The sequence below is a fragment of the Gilliamella sp. B3482 genome, assembly GCF_026536805.1.
Classification (GTDB): domain Bacteria; phylum Pseudomonadota; class Gammaproteobacteria; order Enterobacterales; family Orbaceae; genus Gilliamella; species Gilliamella apicola_E.
Genome location: NZ_JAFNNL010000006.1, coordinates 128937 through 146848, shown reverse-complemented (window position 1 = coordinate 146848; position 17912 = coordinate 128937). Strand labels below are relative to the sequence as shown.

Annotated in this window: 14 protein-coding genes; 13 read left to right on the top strand and 1 reads right to left on the bottom strand. The window is 35.3% G+C overall.

The features are described from left to right. The first annotated feature begins 29 nt into the window (after window positions 1-29). From ilvI to J3U18_RS10295, 13 genes are all read left to right on the top strand, one after another. Window positions 30-1748, top strand: coding sequence for an acetolactate synthase 3 large subunit (ilvI, locus tag J3U18_RS10355; RefSeq protein ID WP_267353969.1), 1719 nt, complete (start codon window positions 30-32; stop codon window positions 1746-1748). Next, window positions 1748-2245 carry an acetolactate synthase small subunit gene (ilvN, locus tag J3U18_RS10350; protein WP_065563307.1) on the top strand — a complete coding sequence of 166 codons (498 nt, stop codon included), beginning with the start codon at window positions 1748-1750 and terminating at the stop codon, window positions 2243-2245. The genes ilvI and ilvN overlap by 1 nt, the downstream gene beginning before the upstream one ends. 64 nt (window positions 2246-2309) lie before the next feature. Further along, window positions 2310-4001 carry an IgaA/UmoB family intracellular growth attenuator gene (locus tag J3U18_RS10345; protein WP_267353967.1) on the top strand — a complete coding sequence of 564 codons (1692 nt, stop codon included), beginning with the start codon at window positions 2310-2312 and terminating at the stop codon, window positions 3999-4001. A 228-nt stretch (window positions 4002-4229) separates the two neighbouring features. Further along, the gene (gene deoD, locus J3U18_RS10340) at window positions 4230-4937 is read left to right on the top strand and encodes a purine-nucleoside phosphorylase (RefSeq protein WP_065563305.1); all 708 of its coding nucleotides are present in this window, start codon (window positions 4230-4232) and stop codon (window positions 4935-4937) included. A 25-nt stretch (window positions 4938-4962) separates the two neighbouring features. Then, window positions 4963-6135, top strand: coding sequence for an MFS transporter TsgA (gene tsgA / locus J3U18_RS10335; RefSeq protein WP_267353965.1), 1173 nt, complete (start codon window positions 4963-4965; stop codon window positions 6133-6135). 150 nt (window positions 6136-6285) lie between these two features. Beyond that, entirely contained in the window at window positions 6286-6978 is a 693-nt protein-coding gene (locus tag J3U18_RS10330; protein WP_416380415.1) for a Crp/Fnr family transcriptional regulator, read from the top strand. Window positions 6979-7057: 79 nt separating this feature from the next. Then, entirely contained in the window at window positions 7058-7735 is a 678-nt protein-coding gene (locus J3U18_RS10325) for an IgaA/UmoB family intracellular growth attenuator (RefSeq protein WP_267353961.1), read from the top strand. Window positions 7736-7981: 246 nt separating this feature from the next. Then, window positions 7982-9625, top strand: coding sequence for an IgaA/UmoB family intracellular growth attenuator (locus tag J3U18_RS10320; RefSeq protein WP_267353959.1), 1644 nt, complete (start codon window positions 7982-7984; stop codon window positions 9623-9625). Window positions 9626-9826: 201 nt separating this feature from the next. Further along, complete coding sequence (pyrG, locus tag J3U18_RS10315; protein ID WP_267353958.1) at window positions 9827-11464, top strand: glutamine hydrolyzing CTP synthase; 1638 nt, start codon at window positions 9827-9829, stop codon at window positions 11462-11464. A 46-nt stretch (window positions 11465-11510) separates the two neighbouring features. Next, window positions 11511-12812, top strand: a complete 1302-nt coding sequence (eno, locus tag J3U18_RS10310) for a phosphopyruvate hydratase (protein ID WP_065563300.1) — start codon at window positions 11511-11513, stop codon at window positions 12810-12812. Window positions 12813-13035: 223 nt separating this feature from the next. Further along, on the top strand, window positions 13036-13962 hold the full coding sequence (locus tag J3U18_RS10305) for a VirK/YbjX family protein (protein ID WP_267353957.1): 927 nt from the start codon (window positions 13036-13038) through the stop codon (window positions 13960-13962). 93 nt (window positions 13963-14055) lie between these two features. After that, the gene (locus J3U18_RS10300; RefSeq protein ID WP_065563298.1) at window positions 14056-14958 is read left to right on the top strand and encodes a lysine exporter LysO family protein; all 903 of its coding nucleotides are present in this window, start codon (window positions 14056-14058) and stop codon (window positions 14956-14958) included. A gap of 859 nt (window positions 14959-15817) precedes the next feature. After that, a complete protein-coding gene (locus tag J3U18_RS10295) occupies window positions 15818-17137 on the top strand; it encodes a hypothetical protein (protein ID WP_267353956.1) in 1320 nt (439 codons plus the stop codon). Between the two features lie 234 nt (window positions 17138-17371). Here J3U18_RS10295 and J3U18_RS10290 read toward each other — a convergent pair whose 3' ends face one another. Next, window positions 17372-17896 (bottom strand): methylated-DNA--[protein]-cysteine S-methyltransferase, encoded by a 525-nt coding sequence (locus J3U18_RS10290; protein ID WP_267353955.1) that lies wholly within the window; start codon window positions 17894-17896, stop codon window positions 17372-17374. Window positions 17897-17912 lie beyond the last annotated feature (16 nt).

Here is a 17912-nt window from a genome sequence, read left to right as displayed (position 1 = left end):
CAAATTAGTTATAAATGGAGGCAACAACCATGGCAAAACTGTCAGGCGCAGAAATGGTCATTCAATCCTTGATTGATCAGGGAGTTAAGCAAATTTTTGGTTACCCAGGAGGCAGTGTTCTAGATATTTATGATGCGATTCATACCCTAGGTGGAATTGAGCATATTTTAGTCCGTCATGAACAAGCTGCTGTCCATATGGCTGATGGTTATGCCAGATCAACTGGTGATGTCGGTGTCGTTTTGGTTACCTCTGGTCCTGGCGCAACGAATACTATTACCGGTATTGCTACTGCTTATATGGATTCTGTGCCTTTAGTTATCTTATCAGGTCAAGTCGCCAGTAATTTAATTGGTAATGATGCTTTCCAAGAGTGTGATATGGTTGGGATCTCTCGCCCGATTGTTAAACATAGCTTTTTAATAAAAGATAGCAAAGATATTCCAGAAACGATAAAAAAAGCATTTTATATTGCCTCAACAGGGAGGCCAGGTCCAGTTGTGATTGATTTGCCAAAAGATATTGTTAATCCGGCAAATAAATATAACTATAGCTATCCACAATCAGTCTCAATGCGCTCTTACAATCCAACCATTCAAGGGCATAAAGGACAAATCAAAAAAGCATTAACTACATTATTATCAGCTAAAAAACCTGTTCTTTATATTGGTGGCGGTGTAATTAGTGCCAATGCTAGCGACGCGGTTAAATCTTTAGCCGATAAATTAAATCTTCCTGTTGCCTCAACATTAATGGGAATTAGTGCTTTTCCAGGAACTGATAAAAAATATTTAGGTATGATTGGTATGCATGGTGTCTATGAAGCGAATATGGCCATGCATAACGCCGATGTGATTTTTGCTGTCGGTGCTCGCTTTGATGATAGAACGACTAATAATGTTGAAAAATATTGTCCCAAAGCAAAAATTATTCATATTGATATTGATCCAACGTCAATATCTAAAACAGTATTCGCTGCAATTCCGGTAGTTGGCGATGCTAAAAAAGTACTTGAGACAATGTTAACTCAACTCAATGAAATTAATGTTGATCGTGATTTAGATGCGCTAATCGATTGGTGGAAGCAAATTGATCATTGGCGTGCGCGCAAATGTTTAGCATACAGCCACAAAGGTAAAAGCATTAAACCACAAGAAGCCATTGAAGTTTTATATAAATTAACCAAAGGTGACGCATATATTGCTACCGATGTAGGTCAACATCAAATGTTTACGGCGCTTTATTACCCATTTGACAAACCGCGTCACTTTATTACTTCTGGTGGACTGGGTACTATGGGATTTGGTTTGCCAGCGGCATTAGGTGTTAAACTTGCGTTTCCTAAAAAACATGTAGTTTGTGTGACTGGTGATGGAAGTATTCAGATGAATATTCAAGAGCTGTCAACCGCATTGCAATATGGTTTGCCAGTGATTGTATTAAATCTTAACAATCGCTTTTTAGGGATGGTTAAACAGTGGCAAGATATGATTTATGCAGGTCGTCACTCTTCATCTTATATGGAGTCACTCCCCGATTTTGCAAAAATTGCCGAAGCTTATGGTCATGTAGGTATGAGGATTGATAAACGTGAAGATCTGGAACCGAAACTGAAAGAAGCGCTTTCGATAAAAAATCGTTTAGTCTTTATTGATGTCATGACGGATGCTACGGAACATGTTTATCCAATGCAAATTCGTGGTGGAGCAATGAATGAAATGTGGCTAAGTAAAACGGAGAGAACCTAATGCGTTATATACTATCAATTTTAACAGAAAACGAACCGGGTGCTTTGTCACGAATCATTGGTTTATTTTCACAACGTGGATTCAACATTGAATCGATTACTACTGCACAAACCGAAGATCCAACCATGAGTCGTATGACGATTCAAACAACGGGGGATGAGCATGTCATTGAGCAGATCCAAAAACAACTGCATAAGCTGGTCAATGTTTATCGGGTGAATGATTTAACCGAAGGCCCTCACGTTGAGCGTGAAATCATGCTGGTTAAAGTGGCGGCGAAAGGTTCTGATGCGCGTGATGAAGTAAAACGCTGTGCTGATATTTTTCGAGGCTCGATAGTCGATGTAACTGCTACTCATTATATTGTACAGTTATCAGGAACGAGCGAAAAGTTAGACTCGTTTTTAGCCTCAATTCGTGAAACGTGTAATATTGTTGAAATTGTGCGTTCTGGAATTATCGGTCTATCCCGGAGTGAAAAAACAGTCAATCATTAATTTTATAATTAAAAGTTAAATTTTTACTTTATTATAAAATAAGACTTATAAGGAATAAGTTTTAATGCCATTTATTGTTTTTTTGACGATAATTCAATTAATTATTTCATTTATTTATTCTATTATTTCTTATCCAATAAAAAAATTTAGAATAAATAAATATAAAAATAAGCTAATAGCCGGTAGTTTTACTGACCTCAAACCTTTTAGAATGTTAACTAAACAGGAAAGAGATGGTTTAGAAACCTATTTATCGATGAACCAATCTTCTGGGAAAAAAAAGTCATCATTAGTTTCTCGAGAAGTGATGTTAATATCCGGTAGTTGTGTCAAACAAACTAAATTTTCGCATACCGAAAACACTTGTTCCTATAAAATCCAAAATATTGATGTTGTATTTCCTTTCAATATGGATCGTTACCTTACTGATTATAGCGAAGTTGAAATTGCGCTTACGCAAAATTTCGCTATTGCTGTTAAGGTCAATGATCACCAAATAGGTTCAGCATTATATGCGACCTATTTGGCTGATGAAAAAAATGATAAACAGAGTTCGGTATATTGGCAGAGCGGCGTTTCAAAATACTCCAAAGACGAAAACTTCGATGAAAATGCTATTCATACAGTAAGGCCAAACGCTAAACTCAGTAAAAAATTGGGTTACGAAATTTTATCAGTTCGAAAAGAAACATCTCAAGAATCAGCTTCCCGTAACAAATTAAATAAAGGAATACTAACGGTATTTTTTTGTTCTTTTGTCGTAAGCTATTTTAATCGTTTTTGGGACACAAAAGAATTAAACGATCTGTTTTGGTTTGCAGTGAATTTGCTGGTTGCTATTTACTTTTATTTTCGTAAACCAAAAAATAAAGCTAAAGTGCGATTTATTAATCAAATAAAAGGAAAAATAGATAAAAAAATTGTTAAATCTAATGAGATTATAATTGGCCATGGTTTGAAATTAAAGTATTCCAAAAATTGGCAATCATTTATCCCTGAAAATAGCGCTTTTGATGTTGATTTAGATGTTGATGTTGAGAGTAAAAAAATTGTCCGTTATGGCTACGATATGTCGGTTAATAAAGAGGTTGAACAATTTGGGCCACCAAAATTTTGGGGACGTAATCTATGGCTTTTTTTAGCTGGCATGTTCTACCTTTATGCTATCAATAATCAAGCAAAGGTGAGTGACAATTTCTTATTTGCTTATCATCAATACAATCACGATTCTAAAATTTGGTTTTTTGATGATCCATCAAAATTAGTTACTAGCGACATCAAGTCGGGTGATGTAGTGAAATTAAATTTTTTAGATGTGTCATGTGAAGTACCTGTTAAAAATAAAGCCGATAGATGTATTGAAGCATTAATTCAAAGTGCCGATACCTCTTTTCATTTAGCCAGTTCCTCAAGCTATTTTCTTCTACATGGTTTAAAAGAAAATACAACTTCTCAATCGGATGAGAGTGAAGATCCACAATCTATCGTTCATGCAGATCATGTCACGGTGTCGGGATTCGTTTCGAATGTTGATTATGACGCTAATCATACCATTTCAACATTAACCATAAATACGCAAGAGTTATACCAAAAAGATATAAGCGAAAATCTATTACCAATTTGTGTAAACCTGCTGTTATTTTTGCTTTTCGCTTCAGCCACCGTTTTTAACGGTATTATGTTGTTATTGAAACCCATTGTGAATCGAATTCGTAACTTTAAAATTAAAAATATCTATACTTATCGTCTACTTTAAGTTGATTTTTACCATTATTGAGATTTTTTTTAAAAAAAATTGGCAGATTAAAGACGAGAAAATTTAAATCTAACGGCGCATTAAGCGCTTTTTTTATCAATAGTCATTTATTTCCAAATTAATTTCTAAAAATGTGGCATAGAACATTGGCTTCGGACTTATGTCCTAGTTAACTGAAAAATTTCCTTATTATAATTAATTCAAATCACTAATTATTTAGGAAATATTATGACCGCACATATCAATGCTAATCCCAACGACTTTGCACAAACCGTTATCATGCCAGGTGATCCTTTACGGGCGAAATTTATTGCAGAAAATTACTTAACCGACGCTAAAGAGGTTTGTAATGTACGTAATATGCTTGGATATACTGGTTTATATCAAGGAAAAGCCGTGTCAGTAATGGGGCACGGAATGGGAATACCATCAATAACCCTTTACGCACATGAACTGATTAATGACTTTAATGTTAAACGGATTATTCGAGTAGGTTCTTTAGGTGCCACACAGCAAAGCGTTAAAATGCGAGATGTTATTTTAGCTGTAGCAGCAGGAACCGATTCGATGACAAATCAAAAAAGAGCAAATGGTTATAACATTGCTACATCAGCGACATTTTCCTTATTACATCGAGCTTATGAAATGGCTAATAACATGAATTTACCGGTTAAAGTAGGAAATGTATTTAGTGGTGATCTTTATTATGATCCTGACGAAACATTAATAAGTACACTCGAAAAATCAGGGGTGTTAGGTATCGATATGGAAGTGGCTGGTCTATATGGAATTGCTCAACAATTCAATGTCGAATCGTTAGCAATTTTAACCGTTTCAGACCACTGCTTAACTGGTGAAGAAACAACTGCTGAAGAGAGGCAAATGACATTTAATAATATGATCAAACTTGCTTTAAACGTGGCTGTTAACTCTTAATTTATTGCGTTTCTCGGATGGAAATATGAAAAATAAATTATCGCTCACTCTTATTAGTTTTTTAGCTAATTTTATTATGGCTGGCTTTGCCAGTCAGTTTGGTATGCTAATAGAACCCATAGCGCAAAGTTTTAATGCAGATGTAAACAGTGTCGCATTCATTTTTTCTTTATTAAATGGTGGGGCGTTAATAGGCACCATTTTGGCATTCTTTTTAATCGATATCATTGGGATTAAACGTATCACCTTGCTTAGTTATACGATTATAATTGCCAGTTCACTTATTTTATATATCACAAGCTCTCTTTTGATACTTCAAATTTGTATGACTTTGATTGGTTTGTGTGGCGGAATAGGATTGTGCATTGCCGGTACTATTGTGGTATCAACTTGGCAAGATAAGATACAAAGTACAATGTTAGTCGTACAAGACGCTACTTTTAACATTGCTGGTGTAATCTTCCCACTTATTACTACCTACGCTTTAACGCATGACTTATCTTGGGCAAGTAGCTATTTGATGGTTGGGTTGGTCGCGGTATTGATGTTATTCATCATTATATTGACTAATTTCGATTTAATTAGTAATCCAACAGTCAAACAGTCTCAGCCATCTGAGTGGAATTTTGGGATATTATCTGCTGGTATTGGATTATTTTTGGCAATGTTAGCGTTATATACTTTCTTAACTTGGGCCCCGTTATATCTTAGCCAAGAATTTTTTATTTCGTTTGAATTGGCTGGCATCATCATTACCCAATATTGGGCAGGAGCTTTAATTGGGGCATTTGTTTCTACAGTAATTGTTACGCGAGTTAAAATTGAGTACTTTTTTATCTCAATTATTTTATTAGCTTTTATTATGACATTGATGATCGTCAACACCGAATACAGTGATAACGATAGCCTTGATCGCATTGGCTACTTAACTTATGGATATGGATTCGTCTGCTCTGCTTTATATAATGCCTTTGTCGCTTATGGTGTAACCTTTGTAAAAAATGCATCAAGCAAAAATGTTTCATTTATTTTAATCAGTGGCAGTGCAGGGGCGATGTTTAGCCCAGCTATTAGCTCAATACTGCATAACTATTTAGACATTCAAGTTATTATGAATACCATACCAATATATTATGCCGTTATTATCGTTATGTTGGCTATATCAATGTTCTTAAAGAAAAGAGCTCTAAAAAAGTAATCAATGAAATTAACTTAGGATATCGCTTTTATTACAATTGTTGACTATAATGATGCCTCTTCAGAATGAGATAACGCGATAGATAATTAACTATCAACATGTTATCGATTCTGATGGGGTATATATTTTGTGGTTAAAAACTTCGGTGATATGCAATTAAAATCATTAAATAAAGGTCGATTTAGCCGTCATTGGCAAGAAAACAATAAATTACTCGAATCAATTATAGAACAATGCATTGTAGAAAAGAAAATTGTCGATGAAAAAACCACGCTTTTTCATCAAGGATGTAAAGTCGATAATTTAGTTGTTGTCTATAATGGTACGATTTCGATACGCTATCAGGCCAATAATGGTCGTCGATTCCATCTTGGTACAGTAGATTGTGATGAGCATATATTTGGTGAAATGGAGTTTTTTACCGACTATTTATGTCAATTTGATATCATTGCCGAAGAAGCCCTAACTGTCGCTATCGTCAGCATTGATAAATTATATCAATCATTACTCAAATATCCTAAATTAGCACTGTTTTTTGCTAGTGCTATTGCTTTTGATTATCAAGAAACATTAGATATCTTCTTAAAAAGAACTTTATATTCAATTTGTTATAACATTGCTTATGATATATATCAGCATCATCTAAATATTCATCCCGTTAATAATTTTCAAAAAAACTACTTAGAAGCAGAACGTTTTGGCACTACCGATCGTGTCTATCGTCGGGCCGTTAATGAATTAATTCATTTAGATATTATTCATAAAGTTGCTGGTAAATTGGAAATTAAGGATATTGATAATTTAAAAGATTTTATCGAATTCAAAGGAAAATTCGCTAAATAGAGTAGGAATAGATTAAAAATAAAGTCGCTTTTAAAAACGCTGTTTGTCAATAAAAGAATTATTGGATTAAGGAATTACTATGGATTGGTTTACGCTTGTAAAAATTGGCATTTTAATTTTTGGAATGGTTAGCTTTATTCTTTTTAAAGGCGAGCGCAGTATAAATATGGATAATTTAAACGACCACTTAAGCCTACGTGAACCAATAAGAGATCTAACGGATGAAGAGCTAGACCTATTACAACCGTTTTTAACCAGTAAAATGGCGGTTTATCCCTATAAATTTCAATCCTCACTAGTTGATAACAAAGTATCACAACTTCAAGGGATTTGTTGTCGTCATAGTCTTAACAAAAATACTGATGAAATTGACTATTATTATGAAATAGACGATATAGAGCTGTTCTTTCCATATAATATGGATAAGCATATTGATCAATTTAATATTATAGAAATTGTATTTACCAAACGGTATGGGATTGTCGTTAACATTAATGATCACGATATTAAGACAGCACAAGAAAACTATGATCCAAACGAGGAATATGAATTTAAAGATTTTGGGCATTTAAAAGAGCATGCTGACAAATTTTATGAAAAACGCAACGATAATATAGATGCTTTTGATATTGAGTCACTCACTATTTATGATGGTGAGCGCGATTACACGCAAATTGATCAAAAAAATGATTTGAAAAACCTCGATAAGGTAAATTCAGACGATTTAATTAATAAAAAACTCTACCAACGAGAATAAACACCATTGGAAGCCACAATTCGAAGCAAATTTAGAAATTATTTACCATTTGCTATTAGCAATGTTTTTATTGATATTGTCATGTCATTAACCACGATGATTAACGGTGTTAAAAGAGTTAATAAAAAAAGTTAATCAACACCGAATTAAAGAAATTAAAAAATATTATGAAAATAGATTAGGTACTATCATTAATCTTGAATAAACCGTTTTAATATAAAGTTTAAATAAAAAGATCTTAAAATTATGTTAACTATTTTAGCCACTTTAGCCACTATTTTTTTCGTATTCGTGATGGTTTGTTCAATCATCTTGATACGACAAGTAAAGAAAGATTTAAATAAAAAAAGGCCCACTAAAAAAGAAACCTTTATCCGTGAAAATGCAACTCGACAACTAACTGAAGAAGAAGCTACTTTTCTTCAGCCTTATCTTGATGATAAAGAAAAAATTACGCCGCCTTATCAATGGGAAAGCTCACTAATTAATTCTGATGTTACGACAATTAAAGGTTATATTGAAAAAGAATTTACTGATGAAATCAGTTATGAATATTATTACAAGATAGGTAATATTCAGTTATTTTTTCCTTATAATATGGATATCGGTATTATGGGCTTTGAAGCTCGATATCAAGGGGAATTTATCACCAAGACTAAAATTCTCAATACGGTTGAAATTGTCTTTACTAATAGTTATGCAATCGTTGTTAAAATAAACAGTTATGATTTATTGCAAGCTAGTTTAAAACTGCCATCTCGTAAACAGGAACAACTCAATGATTTTTGGCAGACGGGAAAAATTAAACCTATTCGTATGAATAGTATAGAAAGATCTAATGAGACCTTAACACAACTAGTAACAGAGACATCTGAAAAAAAAACGCCTTTTGAAATTCTTAGCAAACGAGAAAAAAATCAATTTGAAACCGCGCTTCAAGATCGAAGCAATTCTGGCAAATTAATGACAGTTTTTTTTGTTTTAGGCGTAATATTTTTATTAGCTTTAGAACATTTTCAGTCGATTGCCTTGGTTATTTTTTCAATCATCTGTTTTATTTTTTCCCTAATAGCATCGCGTATAAAACGAGAATTGCCGACCGAATATGTTAATCATATCAAAGCTGAAATAAGGCTTAACAAGCCTAGCTATTGCCGATTTTTTATCGATTCGAACATTGATGTTTACTATCCTGCATACTGGAAAATGTTTCTCCCAAATAAGACCGATATACCGATTGATATGCAGGTCGAACTTAAAACTAAACAATTGATTAGTTGCGGTGAATATTTATCGATTAGCGAAGAAGTAAAAAATTATGGCGCACCTAAACTTGTTCATCATAATATTATATTAGCCATTACGGGATTAATATTGGCTATCTTAATTTTCTTTTTTACTCATGCGGGTGAAAAATTTGATTTTACGTATCAGCAATTAACCGCACCAGACACTACGTGGAATATTGATGATAAAGTAAGTTTGAAGCAATCCGCCATCCACTCTTTGGATCGAGTTAATTTGGATCTATCTCGTATTTTATGTGATATTCAAAATACGCAAGATATCAAATCTCAACACCTTCAATGTGATAAAATAAAGGGTATTTCATCAGGTAATAGTAGCAAAATTACGGATCAAGTTAGCAAAGAAAACTATCATAATGGAGAAATTTCGGAATTAACACTTTCAACTGATTATGGAAATGATATCGATAAAAATCAGTTATTTTTATCGCCAATTTTGATCAACAATTTTGTCTTTCTGTTTGTTATCTTCATCGCCTTAATTAATACTATTATTTATATATGGAAAAAAGCCGCCAACCAATTTAGGCTCGAAAAAATTATTAGTCATTATCAAGATAAAATTCTTGAATATAACGATTAACTGTTCGTGGTTAATACCAGTAATTAAATAATAGACACCAAGTTAGTAAACAAACTGAGTAATTAAACTCAATTATTCAATTGTGAGAGAAACCATATTCTGTTATACTAATTTCCCGTCTGATTCATCATATATTGCATGGGTTTTATCATTTAAACTAATGTGATATTGTTCAATTAAATTAATAATGGTCTGGTATTAATGGTCACGAATTATATTTTTGTTACAGGCGGTGTCGTTTCTTCTTTAGGTAAAGGCATTGCCGCAGCCTCATTAGCTGCAATTTTAGAAGCCCGCAATTTAAAAGTCACCATGCTAAAACTTGATCCCTACATCAACGTCGATCCGGGAACAATGAGCCCAATTCAACATGGTGAAGTTTTTGTGACTAAAGACGGTGCCGAAACCGATCTCGATTTGGGTCATTATGAGCGTTTTATTCGCACCAAAATGAGCCGAAAAAACAATTTTACAACTGGACGTATTTATTCTGACGTTTTACGAAAAGAGCGTCGTGGAGACTATTTAGGCGCGACAGTCCAAGTTATCCCTCATATTACCAATGCGATTAAAGATCGTGTTATTGATGGTGCCAAAGGTTACGATGTTGCTATCGTTGAAGTGGGTGGCACAGTGGGGGATATCGAATCACTACCATTCTTAGAAGCAATTCGCCAATTAGCGGTTGATGTTGGTCGTGAACATACCTTATTTATGCACTTAACATTAGTGCCTTATCTTGCATCATCAGGTGAAGTTAAAACCAAACCGACCCAACACTCAGTTAAAGAGTTATTATCAATTGGTATTCAACCTGACATACTAATTTGCCGTTCAGATCGCGCAATTCCGGCTAACGAAAGGGCTAAAATTGCACTATTTTGTAATGTGCCTGAACGAGCGGTGATTTCACTTAAAGATGTTGATTCGATTTATAAAATTCCAGCATTATTGAAATCACAAAATTTAGATACCTACGTGTGCAATCGTTTCCATCTCGAATGTAAGGAAGCCGATCTATCTGAATGGGAACAAGTCATCTATGAAGAAGCTAATCCAGTAGGTGAAGTCACAATTGGCATGGTAGGTAAATACATCGAATTACCTGATGCATATAAATCAGTAAATGAAGCGTTAAAACACGGTGGATTAAAAAACCGTTTAACTGTTCATATTCGTTATATTGATTCAGAAGACCTCGAATCACGCGGTACCGATTTACTTGCAGGCTTAGATGCGATTTTAATACCGGGTGGATTTGGTTATCGTGGCGTTGAAGGTAAAATTATTGCTGCGCGCTATGCACGTGAAAACAAAATACCTTATTTAGGAATTTGCCTTGGAATGCAAGTTGCTATGATAGAGTATGCACGTAATGTAGCGGGTATTAAAGATGCCAACTCTACAGAGTTTGTAAAAGATTGTGCAAGCCCTGTTATTGGATTAATCACTGAATGGAGTGATGAGTCTGGTAATGTGGTTCAACGTAATGAAAATAGCGACTTAGGTGGCACCATGCGTTTAGGTTCGCAAATCTGTCATTTAGAGCCAAATTCATTAGTCGCTCAAATGTATAAAAAAGAGTCGATAACCGAACGTCACCGTCACCGTTACGAAGTCAATAACAACTTATTACCAGAAGTTGTCAAGGCTGGCTTAAAAGTGACAGGGTTATCAACTGATAAAAAATTAGTGGAAATTATTGAAATTCCAGACCATCCTTGGTTTGTTGCATGTCAGTTCCATCCAGAATTTACATCAACTCCACGTGATGGACATCCATTATTTAGTAGTTTTGTTAAAGCTGCCAAAGATTATCAAGATCAGCAGCAAAAATAATTTATGTTTACATTAGGTATATATCTGTCATATAGAGGAAAATAACATGGCAAAAATCGTTAAAGTACATGGTCGTGAAGTCATCGACTCTCGTGGTAACCCAACTGTTGAAGCTGAAGTTCATTTAGAAGGTGGTTTCGTTGGTCTTGCAATCGTTCCATCTGGTGCATCAACAGGTTCACGTGAAGCGTTAGAACTTCGCGATGGTGACAAATCTCGCTTTTTAGGTAAAGGCGTACTTAAAGCTGTTGAAAACGTAAATGGACCAATCGCTAAAGCAGTTATTGGTAAAGATGCGTTAGATCAAGCTGCAATCGACCAAATCATGCTTGATTTAGACGGTACTGATTTCAAATCTAACTTAGGTGCTAACTCAATCCTAGCAGTATCTTTAGCAACAGCTAAAGCAGCAGCTGCAGCGAAAGGTGTACCACTTTATCAACACATCGCTGACCTAAATGGTACTCCAGGTCAATACTCTATGCCATTACCAATGATGAACATCATCAACGGTGGTGAACACGCTGATAACAACATCGACCTTCAAGAATTCATGATTCAACCAGTTGGTGCTAAAACAGTTCGTGAAGCAATCCGTATGGGTTCTGAAGTATTCCACAACTTAGCAAAAGTACTTCACGCTAAAGGCATGAATACTGCTGTTGGTGACGAAGGTGGTTTTGCACCTAACTTAGGTTCAAACGCTGAAGCATTAGCATGTATCAAAGAAGCTGTAGAAAAAGCAGGTTATGTACTAGGTAAAGACATTACTTTAGCGATGGACTGTGCTGCATCTGAATTCTACAACAAAGAAACTGGTAAATACGTATTAAAAGGTGAAGGAAACAAAGAATTCACTGCTGAAGAATTTACTCACTATTTAGAAGGTTTAACTAATGAGTATCCAATCGTATCAATCGAAGATGGTTTAGATGAAAGCGATTGGGAAGGTTGGGCATACCAAACTAAAGCATTAGGTCACAAAATCCAATTAGTTGGTGACGATCTATTTGTAACTAACACCAAAATCTTCAAACAAGGTATTGAAAAAGGTATCGCTAACTCAATCCTAGTTAAAGTTAACCAAATCGGTACATTAACTGAATCTATCGCAGCAGTTAAAATGGCGAAAGATGCTGGTTATACAGCAGTAATTTCACACCGTAGTGGTGAAACTGAAGATTCAACAATTGCTGATTTAGCTGTTGGTTTAGCTGCTGGTCAAATCAAAACTGGTTCTATGAGCCGTTCTGACCGTGTTGCTAAATACAACCAATTAATCCGTATTGAAGAAGCGCTTGGTTCAAAAGCACCATTCAACGGTTTAAAAGAAGTTAAAGGTCAATAATTCGTTTTTTTAAACGATCATAAAAACGGTGACACAGTTCACCGTTTTTTTATTCATCACACCGCTAGGGTTGCGTTGACTAAGGTTGTGTTGTACTCTTATCAGCTTACTTAAAACATTTAAATTTACGTTAATATTAAATTGATATTTAATAATTTAGCCACATATAATTTTCTTACAAACTTACGAACACATTTTTCTGCTTATGAACAATATTACGAATATGTCCCAGCCTAAAAGTAAATGGCAACTTTTTAACTGGCTTTGTACAGGTAAACTACCGCTTAATGAACTATGGCTTAAACCGACTTATCGTTATAAATTTTTTTTCAGGACCCTATTTTTAAGCCCAATAACGCTTAAATTACTAGATAAATTAAGACAATACCCATTACTTGGATACTATCTATCATGCCAAACCAATTTACCCTGTAAATTACAACGACCTTATTTAGCATCTTGTTTAAGTCAACAAGAGCGCTATGAAGCCTTAGCCTATCATTATGACTTTTTAGCAAATCATCCTGATAGCATGGCTAAAGCTTTTTACAATCCAGATTCATCATTTGAACTAGCAAGTGTTATGGCTAAGAACGAAGCTAACATAAAAATCGCCATCCAAGCACGTAACAAGTTTGCTCGTGAAGGTGAGCTAAGCTTATATTTTTATGACAATGATGGCATTGATTTAGCCACGTTAACCTTCACCATTAACCAATACCAACAAAAACCAACACTGTTTATAGCAGGATTACAAGGAACGGGGCATCAAGACGCTCGCACCAGAGTTCAGCAAGCAACAAAACAGTGTTATGGACTATTTCCTAAACGTGTTGTGGTGGAAGCCGCATTAATTATTGCTCGTTATTTCCAGCTTGAACAAATTATTGCTGTGGGCAATAAAACCCATGTTTACAACAACTGGCGCTACAACAGCCGACAAGAAAGAATCTTATCTGATTATGATGATTTTTGGTTAACTATTGACGGTAAACAAGACGAAAGATCGTTATTTATTTTACCCACCCAAATCAACCGAAAAGCCATTGAAGATATTGCCAGTAAAAAACGTTCTGAGTATCGCAATCGTTATGCATTATTAGATGAACTGCAAAATAAAATTGAAACTCAATTAGCAGCATTAACATAATAGTATGGATTAACGACAAAAAAAATCGCTTGTTTAAATTAGCAAGCGATATAAAAAATTCGACTTTTAAAAATGAAAATAAAGGAATAAAACATGTATTTTGGTATTCTTATTGCTTTAGTGCCGTTATGTCTAGGTTATTTGATTAAATTCAAAGAGCAAAAATGGATCACCAAAATAAACCTAATCTTAAGTTGGATGGTCTATTTTATTTTATTTATCATGGGAACCGAGTTGGCTCACTTAGATAATCTAGCTTCTAACATAAAAGTTATCCTATTTTACACCGCGATCATTTTTGTTTGCACCTTTGGTGGCAATTTCATCTTTTTAGCGCTAATTGACCTATTTTTACCGTGGCGCACCACCCATAGTAAACAAAATTATGAATCACGATTCAAAATGATCTTAGAATCACTGCGAGTGTGCATAGCGCTAATCGCCGGCTTTATTGCCGGACTCTTTCCACTCTTTATTTGGCAATATAGTGAAGACATCACCAAAGTGGTACTCGTCTTTTTACTGCTACTTATTGGTATACAATTACGAAGTAACAACATCTCACTAAAACAGATCCTACTCAACAAAGTCGGTATAGTTACCACTATTATTGTGGTACTAAGTACCTTCTTAGGCGGGATTATTGCAGCACTCATATTGTCACAACCTGTACGAGTAGGGCTGGCAATGTCATCAGGCTTTGGCTGGTATTCACTATCAGGAATACTCATGACCGAAGCTCATGGCCCAATTATAGGCAGTGCCGCTTTCCTAAATGACATCCTACGCGAATTATGCGCCATTATCCTAATCCCAACCCTAATCAAACGATACAAATTCACAGCGTTAGGTTTATGTGGTGCTACATCGATGGACTTTACGCTACCTATGCTACAAAAAGGCGCGGGAATCAGCATCGTACCACCCGCAATCGTCCAAGGCTTTCTATTAACCTTAATCATGCCGATTTTTATGACCTTGTTTAATTATGGTTAAGAGTTGATATTAGAGTAAAAAAGTTGAGGAGCGGGGTTTTCTAAGCCCTAAAAAATAGTATTTTTATAACCCTTTTTTTAATCAAAAAATAAAATAATTAAAAATCATAACGTTAAAAAGATATTAAAAAAGGTTTTTTAAAACTCCAAATGCCCTTTGCCTTTTTGCAAACAACGATTATAGTATGTCTTGTTCTAGGTTTATGCCGTGAAGGCAGTTTAGAAAATATAATTTTCGAATCAATCAACACAAGTCAGTTTATTCAATGCAGATAATATCCTGTTTCTTAAAAAGTTGAGGAGTGAGGTTTTTGAGGTTTTTAAATTTCACTTAAAAACTTTTAAATGATCAAAATTACGATTTTAAATATTAAAATAAAATTTTTGAGGATCAACCGCCCTAATTTTAAAGATTTGTAATTGCAATATATTAAATTAAAACATCAGTTAACCAATTATAATTTAGATCCTTTTTAGATCCTATTTACAAAAACTAACGTAATTGAGCGAAAAAAAGTGTTGCATCGTGTTTTTCCAATCACTATACTTTTTACGCGGTTTTAGCTAATAGGCTAAAATTTGACAGAAAAGTATAAAATTGTAAATTAATCAAGAAATTACTTGACAGGACAGTCTAAAATGCATTATAATTTTCAACAGCCAACAGCCAACAGCCAACCTGCCAAACCTATCTTTTAAATTCGTTTAAGTACAACTTCCATCTTAAATTTTTCGCTAACGCTTATTTTTCCACGCAATCAACAGAAATTCTGCGAATTTTCGCGCGTTCGCTTCCGCGATCCTCTTTCAGATCCTGTTTTCGATCCTTTTCCCAATTATCCCGGAAGATTGTTTTTTTCGTGGTTCTTTTTCTTCCTTTTTTGGGGCACGCATTAACTTCACAGACAACTAGGAATGCGATACAGGGTAGTGCACCTTATCTGACTTTCGACGGCGCTCGTACTCGTGCAGTTGATGCTAACGGTCTGCTTGGGATTACTCTATCTGACGGAACTAGGTACACGCCTTCTACCAATTCATCATCTACAACCCCAATCGTCTTGCCGGTTGCGGGTCAGAGTTTTGCTGATATAGGTATGTTCGTTCCTACTAATACTAATTCAGTCGATTTAAGTACTCTTATCGGTCCTCCTAATAATTATTGGGGGGATGATGATGGTGATTCTGGCGCTAGTGCTACAGGTTCTTTAAGTTTATCTATCGTTGATAAAAACAATCAACCAGTGTCACGTGATACAGTGTTAACGACATGCACTGATTCTGCACCTTATAAGGTCACGTTATCCAGTACTGACGGTACATTATCTACTCGTTATGGTTTTCCTAATCGTAGTACTTTCAGTGCTCGTAGTGAGACTTATTACGTCAATCCTAAGGCTTCGCCGGTGGTTTGTTTTGCCAGACCTAATTTGATTGATGGTATAGGTGATTTTGCTGGCCCAGCTTCGATGTGGGACCCTGCTAAGGGTTTTATCCCTCAGTCAACCGGTCCATCATCTTACGGTCAAAACTTTCCTACAACTGGTGCTAACAAACTGTACTTTGATTTACTCATTAGTGGTGTTAGTCGGGCATTGTCTTGGTCTCCTGTCTCTCATGGAGGTATCACTGCTACTATGTCTAATTCTACTGCTATAAGCGTACGCGTTACTTTAACTGGTCCTTACGCTACCGAATACCAGATTAATTCATCCAGTCCTAGTCCTATTTCTAAACCTACTTTACCTCAGACCTTTGAGTTGGTCGGTCGTGATACTAATGGTACTCCTGTTGTCAAATATGGTTTTATTTTAAAGCAGTGGTTCGTCAACCGTGGTATTTATAGTACTGGGAATTATTCTAATGTTTTATCTTGGTGTAATAGTATTGGTTATCGTCTACCTAGCGTAAGGGATTTAACCAACGCAGTTCGTACAAACTCTCCTGCTATCTCTGGAGCCACCCCTTCCTCACGGGATAATCATTATATGCGTCATATAGGTTCAGGCTTTTTCACTGAGTGGGGTCGTATAGACCGTTACTATGGCGTTGGCTTCAGCACCTATTGGTACTGGACTAGCGATCCGTATGGTAGTGACCATTTTGTCGTGGGCATACACGGTACTGTGCCTTGGAACCCCAACAACGACTCCCTCCCTGGGCTTTGTGCCTATCCTTAGTTCTTATTTCTTCGTCCTTAATCCTTAGGTCGGGAGTGGGGGTGATAAAAAATAGTATTAGGTGATTAAAAGTAAGCTAAGAGTCAACGTCGTTTAGCCATAAAAAAAGCGATTTTGTGGCTTAGCGATGTTTGAGTTACCCGCCTTGGCGGGTTTATTTTTGATGTGTTTTATCTTAAAAAAAAAGTTGAGGAGCGGTTTTTTTTGATTTTTTTGGCTAAAAAATATTTATCTTTAAATAGCGGTTCCTTTTTTGGGGACAAAAAAATCTTTTATATCGACTTGTTCATGTTCTAGCAACCACACCTTTTTATCAATTCCGCCTGCATAACCTGTTAAGTTGCCATTTGTGCCTACTACGCGGTGACAAGGAATAATGATGGAAAGGGGGTTGTGGCCAACGGCACCGCCGACTGCTTGGCTGGACATGTTGGCGCTGATTTGTTTAGCAATATCACCATAGGTAATCACTTTACCATAAGGGATTTGTACCAATATATCCCACACTTTATGTCTAAATTCGCTACCTTGTGGTGCTAGAGCCAATTTTGTGATAGTCGGTTTTTTGCCGGCAAAGTAGTCATCCAACCATTTTTTTGTTTGATTAAATATGGCTAAATTTGGCGCCTCTTCTTTTTGGGCGCTTAGCATTTGGCCAAAATATTTTTGTCCTTCAATCCAAACACCCACTAATTTATTGTGCTGACTTGCTAGAGTGATTTGCCCCAGTGGTGATGAATAATGACTGATGTAATACATATAAAATCCTTTTTGA